Source organism: Brevundimonas sp. RM1, assembly GCF_052907225.1.
On record NZ_JBRERY010000004.1, the window covers coordinates 50,813 to 72,440 of the forward strand.

The 21,628-nt window shown below is 68.4% G+C and carries 21 protein-coding genes; 10 read left to right on the forward strand and 11 right to left on the reverse strand.

Translation table 11 applies throughout. The features are described 5' to 3' along the window. Positions 1-19 precede the first annotated feature (19 nt). Genes rplI through rpsF form a run of 3 tightly spaced genes read right to left on the reverse strand, consistent with a single transcriptional unit; the run spans position 20 to position 1,270 of the window. Entirely contained in the window at positions 20-604 is a 585-nt protein-coding gene (gene rplI, locus ACU5AP_RS05765; RefSeq protein WP_003165450.1) for a 50S ribosomal protein L9, read from the reverse strand. A gap of 1 nt (position 605) precedes the next feature. Beyond that, positions 606-881: a 30S ribosomal protein S18 gene (gene rpsR, locus ACU5AP_RS05770; protein ID WP_003167100.1), complete on the reverse strand. Its 276-nt coding sequence runs from the start codon at positions 879-881 to the stop codon at positions 606-608. Between the two features lie 11 nt (positions 882-892). Continuing rightward, on the reverse strand, positions 893-1,270 hold the full coding sequence (gene rpsF / locus ACU5AP_RS05775) for a 30S ribosomal protein S6 (RefSeq protein ID WP_003165448.1): 378 nt from the start codon (positions 1,268-1,270) through the stop codon (positions 893-895). A gap of 245 nt (positions 1,271-1,515) precedes the next feature. On the opposite strand from rpsF, the gene ACU5AP_RS05780 reads away from it, so the two are divergent. The 10 genes from ACU5AP_RS05780 (at position 1,516) to ACU5AP_RS05825 (ending at position 11,270) form a co-directional block, all read left to right on the forward strand. Then, complete coding sequence (locus ACU5AP_RS05780; RefSeq protein ID WP_167470482.1) at positions 1,516-2,784, forward strand: Nramp family divalent metal transporter; 1,269 nt, start codon at positions 1,516-1,518, stop codon at positions 2,782-2,784. Positions 2,785-2,886: 102 nt separating this feature from the next. Next, complete coding sequence (locus ACU5AP_RS05785) at positions 2,887-4,317, forward strand: fibronectin type III domain-containing protein (RefSeq protein WP_446680929.1); 1,431 nt, start codon at positions 2,887-2,889, stop codon at positions 4,315-4,317. Between the two features lie 101 nt (positions 4,318-4,418). Beyond that, positions 4,419-5,363 carry an ACP S-malonyltransferase gene (gene fabD, locus ACU5AP_RS05790; RefSeq protein WP_128720259.1) on the forward strand — a complete coding sequence of 315 codons (945 nt, stop codon included), beginning with the start codon at positions 4,419-4,421 and terminating at the stop codon, positions 5,361-5,363. A 162-nt stretch (positions 5,364-5,525) separates the two neighbouring features. After that, positions 5,526-6,266, forward strand: a complete 741-nt coding sequence (fabG, locus tag ACU5AP_RS05795) for a 3-oxoacyl-[acyl-carrier-protein] reductase (protein WP_046654273.1) — start codon at positions 5,526-5,528, stop codon at positions 6,264-6,266. A 185-nt stretch (positions 6,267-6,451) separates the two neighbouring features. Beyond that, a complete protein-coding gene (locus tag ACU5AP_RS05800; protein ID WP_003165440.1) occupies positions 6,452-6,691 on the forward strand; it encodes an acyl carrier protein in 240 nt (79 codons plus the stop codon). A gap of 118 nt (positions 6,692-6,809) precedes the next feature. After that, a complete protein-coding gene (gene fabF, locus ACU5AP_RS05805; protein ID WP_128720258.1) occupies positions 6,810-8,090 on the forward strand; it encodes a beta-ketoacyl-ACP synthase II in 1,281 nt (426 codons plus the stop codon). A gap of 1 nt (position 8,091) precedes the next feature. Continuing rightward, positions 8,092-9,288, forward strand: coding sequence for an endolytic transglycosylase MltG (mltG, locus tag ACU5AP_RS05810; RefSeq protein WP_446680930.1), 1,197 nt, complete (start codon positions 8,092-8,094; stop codon positions 9,286-9,288). Next, on the forward strand, positions 9,285-10,181 hold the full coding sequence (locus ACU5AP_RS05815; protein WP_446680931.1) for a YicC/YloC family endoribonuclease: 897 nt from the start codon (positions 9,285-9,287) through the stop codon (positions 10,179-10,181). The genes mltG and ACU5AP_RS05815 overlap by 4 nt, the downstream gene beginning before the upstream one ends. Then, complete coding sequence (gmk, locus tag ACU5AP_RS05820; RefSeq protein WP_269297876.1) at positions 10,171-10,812, forward strand: guanylate kinase; 642 nt, start codon at positions 10,171-10,173, stop codon at positions 10,810-10,812. The genes ACU5AP_RS05815 and gmk overlap by 11 nt, the downstream gene beginning before the upstream one ends. A 5-nt stretch (positions 10,813-10,817) precedes the next feature. After that, complete coding sequence (locus ACU5AP_RS05825) at positions 10,818-11,270, forward strand: nucleoside deaminase (protein ID WP_446680932.1); 453 nt, start codon at positions 10,818-10,820, stop codon at positions 11,268-11,270. On the opposite strand, the gene ACU5AP_RS05830 is transcribed toward ACU5AP_RS05825, so the two are convergent. From ACU5AP_RS05830 to ACU5AP_RS05865, 8 genes are all read right to left on the reverse strand, one after another. After that, positions 11,267-12,307 (reverse strand): L,D-transpeptidase family protein, encoded by a 1,041-nt coding sequence (locus ACU5AP_RS05830; protein WP_446680933.1) that lies wholly within the window; start codon positions 12,305-12,307, stop codon positions 11,267-11,269. The genes ACU5AP_RS05825 and ACU5AP_RS05830 overlap by 4 nt on opposite strands. 36 nt (positions 12,308-12,343) lie before the next feature. Continuing rightward, positions 12,344-13,501, reverse strand: coding sequence for a pyridoxal phosphate-dependent aminotransferase (locus ACU5AP_RS05835; RefSeq protein WP_128720253.1), 1,158 nt, complete (start codon positions 13,499-13,501; stop codon positions 12,344-12,346). Beyond that, positions 13,498-14,310 carry a 16S rRNA (adenine(1518)-N(6)/adenine(1519)-N(6))-dimethyltransferase RsmA gene (gene rsmA / locus ACU5AP_RS05840; protein WP_446680934.1) on the reverse strand — a complete coding sequence of 271 codons (813 nt, stop codon included), beginning with the start codon at positions 14,308-14,310 and terminating at the stop codon, positions 13,498-13,500. The genes ACU5AP_RS05835 and rsmA overlap by 4 nt, the downstream gene beginning before the upstream one ends. Before the next feature lie 8 nt (positions 14,311-14,318). Beyond that, a complete protein-coding gene (gene pdxA / locus ACU5AP_RS05845; protein ID WP_128720251.1) occupies positions 14,319-15,338 on the reverse strand; it encodes a 4-hydroxythreonine-4-phosphate dehydrogenase PdxA in 1,020 nt (339 codons plus the stop codon). Continuing rightward, positions 15,335-16,699 (reverse strand): peptidylprolyl isomerase, encoded by a 1,365-nt coding sequence (locus tag ACU5AP_RS05850; protein ID WP_223850868.1) that lies wholly within the window; start codon positions 16,697-16,699, stop codon positions 15,335-15,337. Before ACU5AP_RS05850 ends, pdxA begins: the two co-directional genes overlap by 4 nt. 111 nt (positions 16,700-16,810) lie before the next feature. Then, on the reverse strand, positions 16,811-19,294 hold the full coding sequence (locus tag ACU5AP_RS05855; protein ID WP_233126681.1) for an LPS-assembly protein LptD: 2,484 nt from the start codon (positions 19,292-19,294) through the stop codon (positions 16,811-16,813). A 40-nt stretch (positions 19,295-19,334) separates the two neighbouring features. Then, a complete protein-coding gene (gene lptG / locus ACU5AP_RS05860; protein ID WP_446680935.1) occupies positions 19,335-20,438 on the reverse strand; it encodes an LPS export ABC transporter permease LptG in 1,104 nt (367 codons plus the stop codon). After that, positions 20,435-21,568, reverse strand: a complete 1,134-nt coding sequence (locus ACU5AP_RS05865) for an LptF/LptG family permease (protein WP_138141165.1) — start codon at positions 21,566-21,568, stop codon at positions 20,435-20,437. Before ACU5AP_RS05865 ends, lptG begins: the two co-directional genes overlap by 4 nt. Between the last annotated feature and the right edge of the window lie 60 nt (positions 21,569-21,628).

Genomic DNA, 21,628 nt, shown 5'->3' on the forward strand with positions numbered 1-21,628 from the left:
TCTCGCCGAAGCGACAGGATCAGGCTTCGTCGCCGAAGCCTTCCTGTTGGCCGGCGCCGCCTTCCAGCAGCTCCTGAGCGGCCTGGTCGGCGGCGTTACGCTCGTCGTCGAACTGAGCGCGGATCACGTCCTCGCCCTTCGCTTGACGCTCGGCTTCGTCGGCCGAACGGGCGATGTTGATCTTGACGGTGGCCGAGACCTCGGGGTGCAGGCGAACCAGCACTTCGTGGACGCCCAGCGTCTTGATCGCCGTGTTCAGGACGACCTGCGAGCGCTCGACCTTGCCGCCTTCGGCGCGAACGACCTCAGCGACGTCGCGGCCGGCGACCGAGCCGTACAGCTGACCGGTTTCGCCGGCCTGACGGATCATGACGTAGCTCTGACCGTCGATCTTGTCGGCGATCTTCTGAGCTTCGGCCTTGTTCTTGTCGTTGCGGGCCTCAATGGCGGCGCGCTCGATTTCGAAGGCCTTCAGGTTGGCTTCCGTGGCCCGACGCGCCTTGTCGCGCGGCAGGAGGAAGTTGCGGGCGAAGCCGTCCTTGACAGTGACGACGTCGCCGATGGCGCCGAGGTTCTCGACGCGTTCCAGCAGAACGACCTTCATCTTACTTCACCACGTACGGCAGCAGGGCCAGGTAGCGGGCGCGCTTGATGGCCTTGGCCAGCTCGCGTTGCTTCTTGGCGGAAACGGCGGTGATGCGCGAAGGCACGATCTTGCCGCGTTCGGAGACGTAACGCTGCAGCAGCTTCACGTCCTTGTAGTCGATCTTCGGCGCGTTGGCGCCCGAGAACGGGCACACCTTGCGACGACGATAGAAGGGGCGACGGGCCGGGCCGGAGCCGGCCGGAGCGCCCGGGATGGGGGCAGTCGTATCGGTCATGATCCGGTTCCTTATTCCGAAGCCGCGGCGTCGTCGCCGCGCGGGGCGCTGCGGTCACGCTCGCGTTCACGGCGGGCCAGCAGGGGCGACAGCTCCAGGTCGAGTTCCTCGACGCGGATGGTCAGCCAGCGCAGCACGTCTTCGTTGATCGACAGCTGGCGCTCGACTTCGGCCATGGCGGCCGGCGGGCAGTCGACGGCCATCAGCGAATAGTGAGCCTTGCGGTTCTTCTTGACCCGGTAGGTCAGGTTGCGCAGACCCCAGTACTCGATCTTGGCGACGGAGCCGCCGTTTTCTTCGATCAGAGCCTTGATGGTGTCGTTCAGCGCTTCGGCCTGTTGCGCCGAGATATCCTGGCGCGTCATGACCGTGTGCTCGTAAAGAGCCATGCGGCATTCTCCCTTGGCGGACATCGGCGCGGGCGAACCGGGTAGTTCGTCCACGATGGCTCCTGACGCGGCGGACGGGAGTTTCCCGACCCTTTGACGTTCCGCAGCAGGACCGAAGCCCTGGAAAGGGCGCGCCTATACGGGAAAAACCCCGGCAGGGCAAGGCGCGGCGGCCCTTGCGCGGGCGATTGGCATGGGCGGCGAAGCGCGGCACGGTTACGGTTCTCGCAACCGGAGCCTTCAGGATGACGCAAACGCCGACGCCGAGGAACCGCTGGTCGCTGATCGGGCCGGGAATCGTGGTGGCGGCGACCGGGGTGGGGGCGGGCGATCTGGTCGCCACCCTGATCGCCGGATCGCGCTTCGGCTACGCCCTGCTGTGGGCCGCCGTCGTCGGGACCGTGCTGAAGATCGCCCTGGCCGAGGCCGTGGGCCGGTGGACCCTGTCCAGCGAGCGGACGATGTTCGAGGGCTGGTCGAGTCTAGGCGGCGGCTGGCTGGACGGGCGGTTGAACTGGGCCGGGCTCTATTTCGGCGTCTATGTGGTGGTGTGGGGCTTCGTCTACGGGGCGGCGGCCATGACCTCGACGGCTCTGCCGCTGGCGACGCTGTTCCCCGTGCTGGACCTCAAGGCCTGGGGGATGCTGAGCGGGGTCGTCGGGCTGATCTTCGTCTGGTTCGGCGGTTACGGCCTGTTCGAGAAGGTGATGACGGCCTGCGTCGGGGTGATGTTCGTCACCGTCGTCGGCCTGGCCGTGATCGTCACGCCGAACCTGCCTGAACTGCTGACCGGCCTGTGGCCGAGCCTGCCGGAAGGGTCGGCCTTCTACACCCTGGGCCTGATCGGCGGGGTAGGGGGCACCATCACCATGGCGGCCTATGGTTACTGGCTGAACGCCAAGGGCTGGAAGGGGCCGGGCTGGATGGCGGTCATGCGGCTGGACAACCGGGTGGCCTATGTCGTCACCGGCGTCTTCGTCGTCGCCATGCTGATCGTCGGGGCCGAGCTGCTCTACAGCGCGGGCATCGCCCTGCAAGGCGGGGATCGGGGGCTGCTGGATCTGGACCAGGTGCTGCGCGAGCGGTTCGGGCGGCCGATCTCCATCCTGTTCCTGGTCGGCTTCTGGGCCACCAGCTTCTCCAGCCTGCTGGGCGTGTGGCAGGGCGTCAGCCTGATGTTCGCCGACTTCACCGCCCATGTGCGCGGCCGCTCCGAGGATCCCCAGGCGCGCGGCGACAAGAGCCGGGCGTTCCGCGCCTACGCCCTGTGGCTGACCTTCCCGCCGATGCTGCTGTTGTTCATGGATCGGCCGTTCGGGCTGATTGTCGCATATGGGGTGCTGGGCAGCCTGTTCATGCCCTTCCTGGCGGGGACGCTTCTGTGGCTGCTGAACAGCGCCCGGACGCCGCAGGAATGGCGCAGCGGCTGGATTTCCAACCTGATGTTGGGAGCGGCGGCTCTGCTGTTCGCGGTGCTGGCGGGTAAGGAGCTGCTGGGCCTGATCCCGTCGTAGGCGGCCTATTCCTCGCAGGAGTTTCACAAAAGCCCCGGCGAACCGTCGCATTGGGCCGCTAGGCGTCGCCCTCGACCACGTGAGGTTCGGGGAAACATCGTCATGAAGCTGTCCGTCGCCTGTTTGGCCGCGTCTGTTCTGCTGGCCGCCGCGCCCTCCATGGCCCAGGTCGTCGCGCCGCCGGACCCCGATCAGCCGCCGCCGCCGCTGCACGCGCCGAACGGCCGCTGGGCCGCCAAGGGCTGGGCCGACCGCATCGTGCTGAGCCCGGCCGCAGACGCCGCGCGCGGCGCCGCCGTCGCCTGGCGCACCGATGCGCGCCAGACCGCCGCCGAGGCCCAGATCGCCGAGGAGATCGACGGCCCCCTGCTGGGCTTCGCCGCCCGCACCGTGGCCGGGACCACGGCGCCGATCGAGAACGAGAACGGCCGCGCCTTCTATCATCAGGCGCGCTTTGACGGGCTGAAGCCGGACACGCGCTATGTCTATCGCGTGCGCGCCGCCGACGGCTGGAGCGAGTGGCTGCCGTTCCGCACGGCCAAGGCCGAGTTCGCGCCCTTCCGCTTCATCTATCTGGGCGATACGCAGAACGACATTCTGGAGATCGGCTCGCGCGTGATCCGCTCGGCCTTCAAGGAGGCGGGACCGGCGGCCCTGGTCGTCCATGCGGGCGATCTGGTGGCCCAGCGCGAGGTCAAGGTTCACGACGACGAGTGGGGCGAATGGACCGAGGCGGGCGGTCGCGCCTTCGCCATGACGCCGCAACTGCCCGCCAGCGGCAACCACGAATACGTCGACCACATCCTGCCGAACGGCGAGGAATCGCGCCTTCTGGGGCCGCACTGGCCGCTGCAGTTCGCCCTGCCGGACAACGGGGCAGACGGGGCGAAGGCGACCAGCTACTACGTCGATTATCAGGGCGTGCGCTTCATCGTGCTGGACGGCACGGCGGCCATCGACCTGGGGGCCGGGGAAAGCCAGACGCGCTGGCTGGACAAGGTGCTGGCCGAAAGCCCGGCGCGCTGGAACGTCGCCCTGTTCCACCAGCCGATCTACACCTGCGCCCGGCCCGAGGACACCGAAGAGTTGAAGGCCGCCTGGAAGCCGATCTTCGACGCCCGCAACATCGATCTGGTGCTGCAGGGGCATGACCATTGCTACGGCCGCGTCTCCAACCCGGCCGGGGCCGAGGCGTCGCGCGCCGACAGCGCGGCGGGCCGTCCGCAGGGGCCGGTCTATGTCGTCTCCGTCACCGGCTCCAAGATGTACGGGCTGAACGACCGGGCGGACACGCAGCCCGTGCGCGCGGCCGAGAACACCGAACTGTATCAGCTGATTGACGTCGAGGCGGACCGCCTGTCGTTCCGCGCCTTTACGGCGACGGGCGGGCTGTACGACGCCTTCACGCTGGAGCGGCAGGCGGACGGCACGAAACGGCTGGTCGAGACCCAGGACAGCCTGCTGGCTCTGCGTCGTTGCGACGGCGCGGCGGGGCCGGACGACCGCCCCTGCACGGCGGAAATCAAGGACTGAGGACGGGCGCGAGGCCTGTCCGCTGTCGCGTTCTTCTTGCCGTAGGGGAGGGATTCGCCTACCCCTCGCGGCTTGATTCAACGGATGACGGACGATCCCGGATGAGCCTCGCGCTTCTCTTTCCCGGTCAGGGCAGCCAGTCGGTCGGCATGGGCGTCGCCCTGTCGGACGCCTTCGCCAGCGCGCGCGAGGTCTTCGCCGAGGTGGACGACGCCCTGAACCAGAAGCTGTTCGAGCTGATGCGCGAAGGGCCGGAAGATCAACTGACCCTGACCGAGAACGCCCAGCCGGCCCTGATGGCCGTGTCGGTCGCCACGGCGCGGGTGCTGAAGGTCGAGTTCGGCGTCGACGTGGCGCGCGCCGCCTTCGTCGCCGGTCACTCCCTGGGCGAGTATTCGGCCCTGGCTGCGGCGGGCGCGATCAGCCTGTCGGACACCGCCCGCTTGCTGAAGCTGCGCGGTCAGGCCATGCAGCGCGCCGTGCCGGTGGGCAAGGGCGCGATGGCCTCGCTGATCGGCCCCAAGACCGATCTGGCGCTGGCTGAAGAGGCGGCCAAGGCCGGTTCGGCGGCGGGCGTCTGCGTCGTCGCCAACGACAACAACAAGGGCAACGTCGTCATCTCCGGCGACAAGGCCGCCGTGGATCTGGCCATCGAAAAGGCCAAGGAACTGGGCGCGCGCGCCATTCCGCTGAACGTTTCAGCGCCCTTCCACTGCCCGCTGATGCAGCCTGCCGCCGACGAGATGGCCGCCGCTTTGGCTGATGCGAAAATCATCGCCCCGGCCGTGCCGGTGGTCGCCAACGTCACCGCCCGCCCGGAAACCGACGCCGAGGTCATCCGCCGCCTGCTGGTCGAGCAGGTCACGGGCCGCGTGCGCTGGCGCGAGAGCATGGAGTGGATGGCGAGCGAAGGCGGCGTGACCCGCTTCGTCGAGGTCGGCTCGGGCAAGGTGCTGACCGGCATGGCCAAGCGCATCGCCCCCGACGCCGAGGCCCTGGCGCTGAACACGGCCGAGGAGCTGGAAGCGTTCGCGAAAAGCCTTTGATCCTTCTCCCCTTGCGGGAGAAGGTGGCTGGCGCAATCAGACGGATGAGGGGTCGCTGCGACCTCTCAAGATTGAAGACACGGCAGGGGTCGGCACGACCCCTCATCCGGCCCTGACGGGCCACCTTCTCCCGCAAGGGGAGAAGGAAGAGGAGAGACAGAGATGTTCAACCTTACCGGCAAGACCGCCCTCGTGACCGGCGCCACCGGCGGCATCGGCGGGGCCATCGCCCGCGCCCTGCACGCGCAAGGGGCCACTGTCGTCCTGTCCGGCACGCGCGAAGCCGTGCTGGCCGATCTGGCCAAGGAACTGGGCGAGCGGGCCCACTTCGCCACGGCGAACCTTTCGGATCCGGAGTCGGTCGACAATCTGGTGAACGCGGCCGAGACGGCGGCGGGCGCGCCGCTGGACATCCTGGTCGCCAATGCGGGCATCACCAAGGACGGCCTGCTGATGCGGATGAAGGATGAGGACTTCCAGTCGGTCATCCAGATCAACCTCGAGAGCTATTTCCGCCTGACCCGCGCGGCGGTGAAGGGGATGATGAAGCGCCGTTCGGGCCGCATCATCGGCATCACCTCGGTGGTCGGCGTCACCGGCAACCCCGGCCAGACCAACTATTCCGCCTCCAAGGCCGGGATGATCGGCTTCTCCAAGTCGCTGGCCCAGGAAGTCGGTTCGCGCGGGATCACGGTCAACTGCATCGCGCCGGGCTTCATCGCCTCGCCGATGACCGACGTGCTGAACGATCAGCAGCGCGAGGCCATCCTGTCGAAGATTCCGGCCGGACGTCTGGGCGCCGGCGACGAAATCGCCTCGGCCGCCGTCTATCTGTCGTCGGATGAAGCGGCCTACGTCACCGGCCAGACGCTGCACGTCAATGGCGGCATGGCGATGATCTGAACCCGTTGCGCGGCGCCATCACGACGCGCAACAGACTATTTCCACGCCGTCACCCTGTGCTAAAGGGCACGGACGTCTTTCGGGGGTGAGTCTCATTGAGGCTTGATCCCGACAGGCAGCCGTGACACGGCGAAACAACCCAAGACCCGCCTTCACGGCGATTTCAAACAGGCAGAGAGACACTCATGTCCGACACCCTCGAACGCGTCCGCAAGATCGTGATCGACCACCTGGACGCCGATCCGGACAAGGTCACCGAGAAGGCTTCCTTCATCGACGACCTGGGCGCCGACTCGCTCGACAACGTCGAACTGGTCATGGCCTTCGAAGAAGAATTCGACGTCGAAATCCCGGATGACGCCGCAGAGCACATCCAGACCGTCGGCGACGCGGTGAAGTTCATCGACGAGAAGCTGGCCGCCTGATCCGGCTGCGATTCGTCGCACTTACCAGCTGATGGCCGCCGTGACGGACCCCTAGCGGGACCGTCCGGCGGCCATTAGTGTTTCTGGCTACGATTCTGACCAAGAAGGAGCGCGAACCATGCGCCGCGTCGTCATCACGGGCCTTGGCCTGGTCACGCCTCTGGGCACGGGCGTCGAGCATGTCTGGAAGGGCATTCTGGACGGTCGCTCGGGCATCCGTCCGATCACCGCCTTCGACACCGAAGGCTACGGCTGCACCATCGCGGGCGAAGTCCCTAGCGTCGACGGACGCGGCGGCGGCGAGGCCGGTCAGCCGGGCGTCTTCGATCCCGATCAGGTGATGTCGGCCAAGGACCGCAAGCGCGTCGACGACTTCATCCTGTACGCCATCGCGGCGGCGGACGAGGCGCTGGCCGACGCCAACTGGAAGCCGGAATCGGAAGAGGATAAGGAAGCCACCGGCGTCATGGTCGGCTCCGGCATCGGCGGTCTGGGCCCCATCGCCGACACGGCCATCGTGCTGAAGGAACAGGGCGTTCGTCGCGTCAGCCCCTTCTTCATTCCCTCGGCCCTGATCAACCTGGCCTCGGGCCAGATCTCGATCCGCCACGGCCTGAAGGGCCCGAACCACTCGGTCGTCACCGCCTGCGCCACCGGCGCCCACGCCATCGGCGATGCGGCCCGGATGATCGCCCTGGGCGACGCCGACGTCATGGTGGCGGGCGGCGCCGAAAGCTCGGTCGTGCCGATCGGCATCGCGGGCTTCCTGGCCTGCAAGGCGCTGTGCACCGCCTATAACGACACGCCGGAGAAGGCCTCGCGCCCCTATGACCGCGGCCATGCGGGCTTCGTCATGGGCGAGGGCGCCGGGATCATGGTTCTGGAAGAATACGAACACGCCAAGGCGCGCGGGGCCAAGATCTACGCCGAGGTCGTCGGTTACGGCATGAGCGGCGACGCCTATCACATCACCGCCCCGTCGGAAGACGGCGACGGCGGCCTGCGGGCCATGAAGGCGGCGCTGAAGCGCGCCGGGATGCAGCCGTCGGACCTCGACTACGTCAACACCCACGGCACCTCGACCATGGCCGACTGGATCGAGCTGAAGGCGGTCGAGCGTCTGGTCGGCGACCACGCCAAGGATCTGGCCGTGTCGTCCACCAAGTCGATGACGGGTCACCTGCTGGGCGCCGCCGGGGCGATCGAGAGCATCTTCTCGGTCCTGGCCATCCGCGATCAGATGGCGCCGCCGACCATCAACCTGGACGACCCGGAGATGGAGACGCCGATCGACCTGATCCCCCACAAGGGTAAGGCCAAGAAGATCGACGTGGCGATGTCCAACAGCTTCGGCTTCGGCGGCACCAATGCGGCCGTGATCTTCAAGAAGGTCGACTGACTTGGCCAAGGCTCCGCCCCCCCGCACCCCCAAGGTTCGCATTCCCAAGTCGCGCGTTCCGAAAAAGGGCGGCGGGGGCGGAGGCTCTCGTTTCGGCCTCGACGTCGGCCTGATCACCGCCGCCGGGACGCTGGGCCTGTTTCTGGTCGCCGCGCTAGTGGCGTTCTGGGCCATCTACTGGGGACCGGGGCCGAAGGCGGCGGAAGGGGAGACGACCATCGTCACCCTGCCGTCCGGGGCGGGCGTTCCGGCCATCGCGGCCAATCTGAAATCGGCGGGCGTGATCCGCTCGACCGACCTGTTCCGAGCCGCGATCAGCCTGACGGGCGCCGACCGCAAGATCCGCGCGGGCGAATATGAGGTGCCGTCGGGCGCCTCTCTGGCGACGGTGGTGGGCCTGCTGGTCGACGGCAAGGCGGTGCGCCACTACGTGACCCTGCCCGAGGGCTGGTCCAGCGCCCAGGCGGTCGACATCCTGATGAAGCAGCCGGTCCTGACCGGCGAGGTCGAGGTTCCGCCCGAGGGCAGCCTCTGGCCGGAAACCTATGAGGTCACGCGCGGCGAGACCCGCGCCGCCGTCGTCGCCCGGATGCAGCGCGCCGCCAAGACCAAGCTGGAGACCCTGTGGGCCGCCCGCTCGCCTTCCACGGTCGTCACGACGCCGGCAGAGGCCGTCATCCTGGCCTCCATCGTCGAGAAGGAGACGGGCATCGCCTCCGAACGGCCCGAGGTGGCGGCTGTCTTCACCAACCGCCTGCGCCTGGGGATGCGGCTGGAGAGCGACCCGACCATCGTCTACGGCGTGACCAAGGGGCGGCCGCTGGGGCGCGGCATCCTGTTGTCCGAGCTGCGCAATCCGACGCCGTGGAACACCTATCTGATCGACGGCCTGCCGCCGACGCCCATCGCCAATCCGGGCGAGGAGGCGATCAAGGCCGTGCTGAACCCGCCGCGCTCGGAATACGTCTTCTTCGTCGCCGACGGCACGGGCGGCCACGTCTTCGCCCGCACCTATCAGGAGCACCTGCTGAACGTGGCCCGCTGGCGCGAGATCGAGCGCCGCAAGGCGGGGCTGGTGGCGGGTGAGAGCGCGCCGGAAACCTCGCCGGCGCCCATGACGGATGAAGCCTCCGGCCCGGCGATCGCCATTCCGCCGGGCGCCAAGGTCATTCGCGTGCCGACGGAGGCCGGACGATGAGCCAGATTTCAGGCCAAATTTCGGGCATGACCGGCTTCGGCCGGGCGGACGGCGGGCTGGACGGCTGGACCTGGACGGTCGAGGCGCGCTCGGTCAACGGGCGCTCGCTGGAGACGCGCTATCGCGGTCCGCATGGCTTCGACAACCTTGAGCGGCTGGCCAAGGCGGCGGCTCAGGCGCGGCTGAACCGGGGGCAGGTGACGCTGGGCCTGCAGACCAAGCGCGCCGAGGGGAGCGAGCCCGCGCCGCGCGTCAATGAGGCGGTGCTGGCGACCTATCTGCGGCTGGCGAACCAGTTGGCGGAGGAGGGGGCGACCCCGCCTTCGGCCGACGGCCTGCTGGCCCTGCGCGGCGTCATCGAGGTCGCGGAAGAGGACGAGGACGCCGAGGCCCGTGCGGCTCTGGAATTGGCCATGGCCGCCACGGTTGAACAGGCGCTGGACGCGCTGAAGGCGTCGCGTCAGCGCGAGGGCGAGCAGCTGACGCCGGTGATCCACGACTTCGTCGGGACCATCGAGGCTCTGGTCGCTCGCGCTGAGCTTGAGGTGTCGGCTCAGGTCGAGGCCATCCGCGAACGCTTTACTCGTCGTATCAGCGAACTGGCGCCCGATGCGCCCGGTCTGGACGAGCGCGTCTTCCTCGAGGCCGCGGCGCTGGCGACCAAGGCCGATGTACGCGAGGAGCTGGATCGGCTGACGGCCCACGTCGCCTCGGCCCGTGCACTGTTGCAGCAACCCCCCGCCGGTCGAAAACTCGACTTCCTGATGCAGGAATTCATGCGCGAGGCGAACACCCTCTGCTCGAAATCCGCTACGACCGCGCTCACCGGAATCGGCCTGGAGTTGAAGGCCGTCGTCGAGCAGCTTCGAGAACAAGTTCAGAATGTCGAATAACCGCACCCCCCGCCGTGGCGTCCTGCTGATCGTGGCCAGTCCGTCGGGGGCCGGAAAGACCTCGCTGTGCCGCCGTCTGATGGCCGACCACAAGGGGCTGGAGCTGTCGGTCTCCATGACCACCCGCGACATCCGTCCGGGCGAGGTGGACGGGCGCGACTACAACTTCGTCAGCAAGGAGCAATTTCAGCGCCTGATCGACGCCGACGCCTTCCTGGAATGGGCCGACGTGCACGGGAATCGCTACGGCAGTCCGGCGGCGCCGGTCGAGCGGGCGCTGGCGGAAGGCCGCGACGTCCTGTTCGACATCGACTGGCAGGGCGCCCGCGACGTGGCCGCCAAATGCCCCGGCGACGCCGTGCGGGTCTTCATCCTGCCGCCCAGCCTTGAGGAGCTTCGCCGCCGTCTGGTGACGCGCTCGCAAGACGCCGAGGACGTGATCGAGCGCCGCGTCGCCAACGCCAAGGGCGAGATCGAGCACTGCGACGACTTCGACTATGTGCTGGTCAACGAGGACTTCGACCGATCCTACGCCGAACTGGCCCACATCTATCACGCCGAGCGCAGCCGCCGTCACCGCAACCTGTGGGTTGATGGCTACAAGCAGGCCCTGCTGAAGGAAGTGGTCTGACGCCCATGAACGACGCCGAGCACCGCCGCTGGCTGGCTCAGGCCGTCGACCTGGCGCTGGAGAACGTCAGGGCGGGCGGTCGGCCGTTTGGGGCGGTGCTGGTCAAGGATGGCGTCCTGATCGCCAGCGGCGTCAACCGGATGCTGGCGACCAACGATCCCAGCTCCCACGCCGAGATGGAGGCCCTGCGTCAGGCTGGGCCGGCGCTGGGCGGCGTCGATCTGTCGGGCGCGATCCTCTACGCCCGCGGCCACCCGTGTCCCATGTGCCTGGCGGCGGCGGTGATGACGCGGGTCAGCGCCGTCTACTACGCCTTCAGCAATGCGGACGCCGAGCCCTACGGTTTCTCCAGCGCGGCGACCTATCAGGCGCTGGGCGTGACGCTGGACCCGCCGCCGCTGCCGCTGACGCAACTGGACGCGCCCGGTCGGACGGCGGCTGATCTCTACGGCGACTAGCGGAAGGTCACGCGCACGCCCGGCTTGACCTTGGACGCCAACTGTTCGGCGTCCCAGTTGGTCAGGCGCACGCAGCCGCTGGAGAAGGTCTTGCCGACCTTGGACGGGTCCGGCGTGCCGTGGATGCCGTAGGTGTCGCGCGACAGGTCGATCCACACCGAGCCGACCGGATTGTTCGGTCCCGGCGGCACGATGACCTTGCGGTCGCCCCGGTCATAGCTGACGCGGTCCGGGTCGTAGGTGTAGTTCGGCTCGGGCGCGACGCCGACGACGGTCAGATCGCCCGAAGGCGCCGGGCGCGTCGAACTGCCGATGGTGGCCGGATAGAAGGCCAGAAGCCTGTCCGCCGCGTCATAGACCCGCACCGACCGCTCGGCCTTGTCGACGACGATATGGGCCACGTCGCCCGTCAGCTCGGTCTGGGCCACGGCGGCAACGACGATGGTCTGGCCCGCCTTGCCGAAGTCAACGCCGGGGTTGAGCGCCTGCAGCAGGCCCTCGGTCATGTGGAACTTCTCGGCCAGCATCTCCAGCGGCGTGGCGTAGCCGACGGTCTGGAGCTTGGCCATGTCGGTCAGATCGGCCGGAACCTGGCCGATGAAGGGACCGGCCAGGTCGGCGTCGGCGATCGTATAGTCGGTCAGGACGCGGCCGTCGTCGCCGGCGGTCAGGCGACGGAACACCTCTGCGTCCAGCACCCCGTCCTGAGGCAGTCCGGCGGACTTTTCGAAGGCGGCGATCGCCTGGCGCGTGTTGTCGCCGCCCAAGCCGTCGATCACGCCCGGCGAGAAGTTGGCGCGGTCCAGCAGGATCTGGGCGCGCGCCGTCGCCGCGTCGGGCCGTGCGGGTTGACCCTCGACGGGGGCGGCGACGCTCTCGAACACGGCGGCCTCGACCGCCTCGCGGGTCAGGGGCGAGGCTGCGGTTTCGGCGACCGAGGGCTGTTCGGGCCTCGGGGTCTCAGCAGGCGATCCGCAGGCCGCGAGCATGGCCAGGGTGAAGGGCAGGACTGAGACGGCGAGACGCGATTTCGACATGAAAGCTCCGAAGGATCCGGGGCTTGTCGAACGCTCTTAGGCTGTCCGCTGTTCCTGCATTTCCTCGGTGCGGGCGGCGAAGAAGGTCTTCATGCGGGCCAGGGCGTCCTCGATCTCGGGCGTCGAGACGGCGAAGCTGAAGCGGATGAAGCGGTGGCCGTTCACGGGGTCGAAGTCGACGCCCGGCGCCGTGGCCACGCCCGTCTCGCGCACCAGCTTCTCGCAGAAGGCCATGCTGTCGTTCGTCAGGTGGCCGATGTCGGCATAGATGTAGAAGGCGCCGTCCGGCGGGGCGATCGAGCGCAGGCCCATGGCGGGCAGGGCTTCCAGCATCCGCTCGCGGTTGGCGCGATAGACGTCGATGTTGGCTTCCAGCTCTTCTTCGCAATCCATGGCGGCCAGGCCGGCGAACTGGCTGAGCGTCGGCGGCGTCAGGAACATGTTGCCCATGCGCGCGCGGGCCTGCTGGACCTCTTCTTCTGGCAGGATCAGCCAGCCCAGACGCCAGCCCGCCATGCTCCAGTATTTGGAGAAGCTGTTGACGATCATGGCCTTGTCGTCGAACTGCAGCATGCAGGGCGTGTCATGGCCGTAGGTGATGCCGTGATAGATCTCGTCCGAGATGATGCTGATGTTGCGCTCGCGGCAGACCTCGACGATGGCCTTCAGCTCGTCCTCGGCGATGACGGTGCCAGTCGGATTGGCGGGGCTGGCGATGATGACGCCCTGCGGCGCCGGGTCCAGTTCGCGCAGCGCCTTGGCCGTCAGCTGGAAGCGCACGTCGGGGCCGCAGTCGATCTCCTGCGGGACGATGTGCAGGGCCTTCATCGTGTTGCGATAGGCGACATAGCCGGGGCGAGCGATAGCCACGCGGTCGCCGGGAGCAAAGCGCATGTTCAGCGCCACCACCAGGGCGGGAGAGGCGCCGGCGGTCATGATGACGCGCTCGGGATCGATGACGACGCCGTAGCGGTCCTTGTACAGCTTGGCCACGCGGGCGCGCAGGTTGGGGCTTTCCCAATAGCCGCCGGCTTCGGCGTCGACCACGCGGTGGGCCTCGGCGATGGCGCGGCTGGGGGCTCCGGTCGAGGGCTGGCCGAACTCCATATGGATGACCGACTGGCCCTGCGCCTTCATCTCATGGGCGATGCGGCTGATGGCGATGGCGCGGAAGGGTTCGATTTCTACTGTCATGTCAAAGCGTCGGCCAATCTGAGGAAGCCCGCCACGTCGATGGTTTCGGCGCGGGCGTCGGGTTCGATTCCAGCGGCTTCGCACAGGGCGGCGCCGCCAAGTTGTTTCAGGCTGGAGCGCAGCATCTTGCGACGCTGGCCGAAGGCGGCCGCCGTGACCCGTTCCAGCCGCTTCAGGCGGTCGGGGGCGGGGCGCTCGGCCAAGGGTATCAGATGCACCACGGCCGAGGCCACCTTGGGCGGCGGGGTGAAGGCGGCGGCGGGCAGATGCATGACGATGCGCGCTTCGGCCACGGCCTGACTGATGACGGCCAGACGGCCATAGGCGTCCTCGCCGGGTTGGGCCACCACGCGCTCGGCGACTTCTTTCTGGAACATCAGGGTTAGGGCGCAAGGGCTCCACGGACCCGTCAGCCATTTGATCAGCAGCGGCGTGCCGACGTTGTAGGGCAGGTTGGAGACGAGGTGCGCGGGGCCCTCGACGAGTTCGGCTTCCTTCACCTTCAGGGCGTCGGCCTCGACGATGGTCAGGCGACCAGAGCCGTCGTCCAGTTCGGACAGCAGGGGGATGAAGCGCGGATCTTTTTCGACCAGCACCACCTTGCCGGCGTCGCTTTCCAGCAGGGCGCGCGTCAGGCCGCCGGGGCCGGGGCCTACCTCGATGACGGCGCGGCCGTCGAACGGCCCGGCGTAGCGGACGATCTTCCGCGTGACGTTCAGGTCCAGCAGAAAGTGCTGGCCGAAGCTCTTCTTGGCCGACAGGCCGTGGGCGTCGAGCGTTTCACGCAGGGAGGGCAGATGATCGGTCACGAGGCCTGTTAGCGCGCCGCGCGGGCGGACGCCATCTCAGAAGCCAGGCGGACGGCGGCGATGAAGCTGTCGGCGCGGGCGACGCCCTTGCCGGCGATGTCGAAACCGGTGCCGTGGTCGGGCGAGGTGCGGACGATGGGCAGGCCGAGGGTGGCGTTGACCCCGCCCCAGAAGTCCAGCGTCTTCACCGGGATCAGAGCCTGGTCGTGATAGAGGCAGACGACAGCGTCGTAGCGCGCCCGTGCTTCCTCGTGGAACAGGGTGTCGGCGGGCAGGGGATCGGTGATGTTCAGTCCCTCGGCGCGCAGGGCCTCGGCGGCGGGACGCAGCACCGTCACCTCCTGCAGGCCGATGGCGCCGCCTTCGCCCGCGTGGGGGTTCAGGGCGGCCAGGGCCAGGCGCGGGGCGCTGATGCCGAAGTCGCGCTTCATCGATTCGTGGACGACGCGGGCGACGCGGGCGACGCGCTCGCCCGTCACCAGTTCGGGCAGCTGGTCGATCGGCACATGGATGGTGACGAGGCAGGCCCGCAGGTTCTGGGCCGTCAGCATCATCACCGGGCCGCGTGTGCCGCTGAAGGGGACGTCGGCGGTCAGTTCGGCGATGAACTCAGTGTGGCCGGGAAAGCGGAAGCCTGAGGCGTACATGGGCGCCTTGGCGATCGGCGCCGTCACCAGGCCGCAGCCTTCGCCCGACAGCACCAGATCGACGCCGCGCTCGATCCAGTCGGCGACGGCGACGGCGTTGGCGGGCTCAGGCTGACCCGCCGTTACGGGGGCGGGCGCCGGATGGTGCAGGACGGGGATGGCGCGGCCGAAGACGCCGGCGGCGTCCGCGGGGCTGAGGACGGCCTCGACCGGCTGGCCCTGCGCCTTCAGAACAGCGGCGTCGCCGACCACGACGAAGGGCGCGACCGGCGCCAGGGGGCCGGGCGCGGAGCTCAGCACCGACCAGGCGCGCGCGATGATCTCCGGCCCCACCCCGGCGGGGTCGCCCATCGTGACGATGAGCGGCCGGATCACCGTCATTGCTTGATTTCGATCAGGGCGTCGGCCCGCAGGTCGCGCAGATAGCGGCGGCCCAGCATGGCGTAGTTCTGGTTCTGCAGGCGGGCTTCGACCTGTTGCGCCGAGGGGGCGTCGGGACCGCCCAGGCGGCGATCGCAGACGGCCAGCAGGTGCACGCCCAGCGGGGTGCGGACCGCCGTGCTGACTGAGCCGACCTCGGCCGAGCGGGCGACCTGCTGGAACTGCGGCAACAGGTCCGCGACGTCGCTCTCGCCCAGATCGGCGCCCAGCAAGCCCGGTTCCGAACGCGCGCGGGTCAGGATGTTGTCGCAGGTCAGCTGGCCGCGCAGGGCCTCAAGGCGCTGGGTCGCGGCGGCAACCTGGGCCTCATCGGCGTTTTCCGGCAGCTCGACCATGACCTGCTTCATCTTGACCATGCTGGTCGAGGCGCCCGAGCGCTTGTCGCGCATGTAGAGGATGTAGACGCCGCCATCGACGGGGATGGGGTTCGACAGCTGGCCGGGCTCCAGCGTGTCCATGACGGACTGCAGGGCGGGCTGGACTGTGCCTTGGACCACCCAGCCGGCGTCGCCGCCGCGGGCGGCCGAGGGGGCGGCCGAGAACTGGCGCGCCACGGCCATGAAGGGCGCGCCCTGGATCATCTGCTGCACCAGTTGGCGCGCGCCGTTCATGGCCTCCTGCATGCCGCCGACGCGGGCGGCCTCCAGGTAGATTTCACCGATCAGATACTGAGGCTTGGTCGCCGATTCGGTCATCTGGCGCATGGTCTGCTCGACCTGGCTCTTGCCGACGCGGGCGCGGTCGCGGAAACGGCCGCCGACCAGTTCGCGCCAGCCGATCTCGGTGCGCATCTGCTCGCGGAAGGCGGGGATGCTGATCCCGCCCTGTTCCAGGAAGTTGATGTAGCTGGCTGGCGTCGTGCCCGCCTGACGGGCCATGTCGGCGATTTCCTGATCGATTTCGGCGTCGCCGATCTTGAGCTGTTCGAACTTGGCCAGTTCGGCGGCCTGAAGGTGCTGGTCGATCAGGTCGTTCAGCGCCTGCTGCTGGATGGCGCCGATGTTTTCTTCGGTCGGCTGGACCTGGGTCATGGCCATCAGAACCAGCATCCGCTGACGCAGGTCGAAGCCGGTGATGATGCGGTCGTTGACCGTCGCGATGATGCCGTCGGACAGGCGGAACTGCGGCGCAGGGGCCGTGCGCTGGGGCGCTTCCTCGGCGGCGGGGTTCAGCGCGCCGGCGGCCGGAGTTTGAGGCGCGGCCTGCGCAGGAGCGGGAGACGCCGGAGTCTGAGCCGAGGAAGGCTCCACGGCCGCCACGACCATAAGGGCGGCCAGGGCGGCTCCCGTAGAGTAACGCATCAAACCCATCGTCAGTCCTGATTCCCTAAAGCGGTCCCGAGCCGGTCGGCGGCGATCGCCACGCCGCAGCGCCGGGGCGCAAGCTCCCCTACGCCGCAATGCGCGCCCTGCCTACCGCATATCATTGCGATCATAGCCTGAAGCCCCAAAAGTGGCGAGGTTAAGACGGATGTAAACGCCTTCCGCCGGGCCGGTCGGCCGGACGCGCGTGTTATCGCGCCGCCAGCCCAGCTCAATGCGGAAGCAGTCGTCGTCGTACAGCAGGCCGACCTCCGACCGGGTGACGATGTCGCGTTGCATGTCGGCGATCCCCGTCACCGCCACGCCCCAGTTGCCGTAGATGAACTGGTGACCGGAGAGCTGGACGAACTCGTAGTTGCGGTTTTCGGGGCCGTCCAAGGGGTTCGAGCTGTCCACGATGTAGCTTACGCTGGCCAGGTTTCGGCGTCCCCAGCGGCCGTCGACGGTCGCTTCGGCCCGACGAACTTGGCCATTGCCGTCGATGGTGGCGTGGAACCAGCCGCGCATGCGATCCGAGGGATTGAATGACCCCTGAACCACCCAGTCCGACGTCCGGCTGGCCAGACCCGAGGGGTCATAAAGGCGCGTCGGATCGTCCGGGATCGGCGTCAGGTATTCGTCCTGGTCGTCTGCGCGCATGCTGCGGCCGATGAACAGGCTGGCCGAGCGCACCTCGTCCCAGTGCAAGGTCGCGCGCGCGCCCGCCGTGAAGCGCAAGCCGCCCTCCAGCAGGTCGTAGCCGGGGAATCGATCCATGCGGAACAGGGACAGGTGGTCCAGCTCCGTGATCTGGCTGTCCTCGTTCGGAATGCGTCGATCCAGGTCCGCCTTGTTGGAGATCGACAACTGGGCCATCGGCTCAAGGATCAGATCGGACGAGGCGCTGAGGCGGCGGTACAGGGGATAGCTGACGTCGACCCCGGCGCTGGCGCGCGCGCGCGCGTAGGTCTCGTTTTCGACGCCCATGGCGGGCGGCAGGTCGGCCACCGAATAGACGTCGGCGCGCAGGTCGACGAACGGCTCCCAGCGCACGCCGATGGGCGAGATCATCGCGCGGCGCCATTCTGCCTGGCCGGTGACGCGGCGGCTGTCGACGCCGGGCAGGCCGTCGGTCGGGCCGCCGGGAATCAGTTCGGGCGCCAGGGTGGGGAAGCCGACATAGGCGTCGCGGGTCAGGGCGACGGCGGAGCCGCGCAGACGCAGGCGGCCGCCGAAGACGGGGCCTTCCGGCTCCCATCGCGCCTCGATCAGGGGCGCCACCAGCGGCAGGGTGTTGTCGTCCTCGAAGACGTTCAGGGCCGGGGTGACGGGGTCGAACTGCGCCACCCGCAGGCTTTGCATGGTGAAGGCGGCGACCGACAGATAGGAGCGCTGGGTCTGACGCTCGGCGTAGATCTGGCTGATCAGACGGCGGCTGTCGCCGTAATACAGGCCGTTGTCCTGATAGGCGTCGCGCACGTCATAGCGGTCGAACAGCGTCTTGTCCGAGACGCGCTCGGCCGTGAAGCCCCAGCGCCACGGGCCGTCAGGGTCGAAGGCGCCGTGTGCCAGCAGATAGCTGCGCGCAGTCTTGTCGCCGAAGCGGACGTTGCTCTCCGCGTCGCCGTCGCCGTCCAGGTCGAAGTCGCCGAAGCTGCGGCCGTAGGTGGCGCCGCCGCGCGCCACGATCATGCCGTCCGTGAATCGCTTGCGCCATTGCAGGTTCAGCAGAGGCTCGACCCTGGTGTTGAACTGCGGGCTGATCAGAACGTCCTCGGACGGCGAGATGACGTGCAGATAGGGAAGTTCGAGCGAGACGCCCCGTCCGGCCTGATAGTCGCCCCAGGGGACCAGAAAACCCGACGCCCGATCTACGCTGGGGTCGGGGTGCGAGAAGGCGGGCAGGTAGAAAATCGGCACGCCGCCCAGGCGGAACACCACGTCGCGATACAGGATCGCGCGCAGCTCTTCGTTCTGCACCGCCTTGGAGGCCTGGATGGAGACGCTGGGCGTCTTGGCCGCGCCGTCCACGGTGCAGATGGGGCAGGGGGTGAAGATGACGTTGTTCAGCTCACTGACCGTTTCGGAACGGCGCACGGCGGTGGCGGCCATCAGGCTGGAGCCGTTCGACAGGCGCGTGGCCAGGTCGACGGCCACGCCCGTCTTGAAATCAGAATCCAGTTCGATGCGTTCGGCGTGAACGACCGAGCCGTCCGGCGCCGTCAGTTCAGCGTCGCCCGAGGCCGTGGCGACCTGGCTTTGCAGGTCATAGGTGACGTCCTTGGCGCGCAGGCTGTGGTCCTGGAAACGCGCCATGACCCGATCCTCGGCCGACCCCTGGGCCGAGACGACGTCGCCTTCGCGTTGGGCGGAATCGGCGTCCATGTAGACGGCGTCAGGCGTCAGACCGTCTGCGCCCGGCGTCTGAGCGGCCGTTTGCGGCGCCGCCTGAACGGCGGGGGCCGGAGCCGGCGCCTGGGCCTGGGCGGCGTAGGCCAGTCCTGGCGCAGACAGGGGCGCGCCTATGACCAACGCCGCGCCGGTCAACAGCCGAAGGCGCAGGGCTCCCATGCGGGGGAGACGGCGATGGGTCATGCGGTGTCCACTCATTACCGGCCGGGCGGAAACCGCTCGATTAGCCGTCTTCGGTATAGAACAGCAAGGTAAAGGCGGCGAGAGCAGTCAATATAGGCGGCAGCCAGGCGGCGATGATCGGCGGCACGACCTCGGCCGAACCCATGGCTGAGGAGAACTGATTGAGGAAGAAGAAGGCGAAGCCCAGCACTACGGCCGCCACCGTCATCCGCGCCAGATCGCCCAGGCGCATCAGCCGCAGCGAGAAGGCCGCCGCCAGAATGGACATGGCGCCGAAGATCAGCGGCGTGGCCAGAAGCTGTTGCAGCCGCAGCTGGTAAGCGGTCGAGGCGAAGCCGGCGTCCTCGATCCTGCGAATCTGATTGGGCAGGGACCAGAAGGGCGTCGACTGCGGCCTGGCGAAGCGCTGGAAGGCCTCTTCGTCGGCCAGGTTGGACGGCAGGTCCAAGGTGGCGTAGCGCACCGCCCGCTGCCCCGTCTGCGCGCCCGAGGCGTCGGTCAGGCGCCAGCGCCCGGCGTTGAGGGTCGCCGTGGCGGCGTCCACCCGCTCGGTGAAGACGCGACGGCCGCTTGAAGTCGTGGTGTAGATGAAGAAGGTCGCGTCTAGCAGTCGCCCGCTGGCCTGCTCCTGGCGGCCTCCGCGAATGATCATCTGACGGTTGGCGTCGCCTTCGCGCAGCCAGACCGCCTGGCCCGATTCGCTGCCGGGAACCGAGCCGGAGATGCGCGCGCGCTCGCGCTGCCAGACGGCGTCGCCCGCCGCCGCCATCGGGCCCAGCACCGTGACCGTCAGCACGCCCAGCGCCACCGCCGCGCCTGCCGCCGGCAGGACGAAGCGCCAGGCCGAAACGCCCGCCGCCCGCATGGCGATCAGCTCGCTGCGCCGGTTCAGGCTGACGAAGGCGCCCAGCGTGCCGAACAGGAAGACGAAGGGCAGAAGTTGCACGATCACCGACGGCGACTTGACCATGACCAGGCTCAGGATGCGCCCGCCCGACAGTTCGCCGGATGAGTTCAGCCCGCGCGAGACCTCGACGAAGTCGATCAGCATGACCAGGGCGGCGATGACGGCCAGCGCCACGCCCAGCGACTTCATCTGCTGGATCAGCACATAGCGTTCGATGCGGCCAAGACGGAGCCTCATGCGAACCTCGCCTTCAGGCGTTCCAGCGGCGCCCAGGTGCGGCGACGGCGCGGCTTCAGCGCGCGGAACAGGATGCGCAAGGCCAGGAAGGTGGCGGCCAGCGGCACGACGTATTGCAGGATGTTGAGCGCGCCGTTCCAGGCGCTGCCGGCCACCAGGCCGTAGCCGATGACGCGCAGGATCAGGAAGGCGCCCGCGGCCCTGGCGATGCGTCCGGCGTAGCCGCTGCGGCTGAAGGCGCCGCCCAGGATGGCCGCCAGGGCAAAGGCCATGGCTGCCAGGGCGTAGAGAGGCGAAGCCAAGCGCGAATGGCCCTCGGCCGCCAGCTCGCCGCGCGTTCCGGCGGTCTCCAGCAGGGCGGGTGTCGGGTCGAACAGGTCCGTCAGCCACAGGTCCGACGGCTTGAAGCGGATGCGCTCGGAGGTCTTGGCGTAGGGCGACAGGTCGAACACCTGCTGGTCGAACGAGAGCTGGTTCAGCACCTCGCGCGAGGAATAGCGCTGCATCGAGCCGTTCTGCATGGTCAGCACCGGCAGGCCGTCGACGCGGCCGAAACGGGCCGTCTCGGCGTCCCAGGTCGTGACCGTCTTGCCGTTGTCCAGGTAGACGAAGAGGTTCTTCATCAGGCCGTTCTGCTCGATCTGCTGGACGTAGACGGTCAGGCCGTCCGGACCCTGGACGAAGCGGCCTTCCTCGACCAGCAGGGCGGCCAGGTCGGTGCGGATGGCGAACGCCTGGCGGCGACCCTCGCGCTGGGCCCAGGGCTGGACGAAGACGTTCACCAGCAGGGAGATGACCGTGACGATCAGGGCGATCTGCAGGGCGGGCCGGATCAGGGCCCAGCGGCTGACGCCGGCGGCGTAGGCGGCGGTCAGCTCCTGCTCGCGCTGCAGCCGCGTCAGGGCGATCAGGGCGCCCACGAACAGGCCGATGGGCAGGATGACGGCGATCAGTTGCGGCAGGGCCAGCAAGGTCAATTTGACCATGACCCAGACGCTCTGGCCGCGCTCGACGATGACCTCCAATTGATCAAGGCTCTGACTCAGCAGGCCTATCCCGGCCAGCGCCGCGACCGCCGCCACGATGGGCAGGCCGATCTGGCGGAAAAGGTACCTCTGAATCAGGGTCATGCGGCGGGTAAGGTCGTATAATCGGCTGCGAGCGTGTTGCAGCCCAGGGCGATGCGAGCC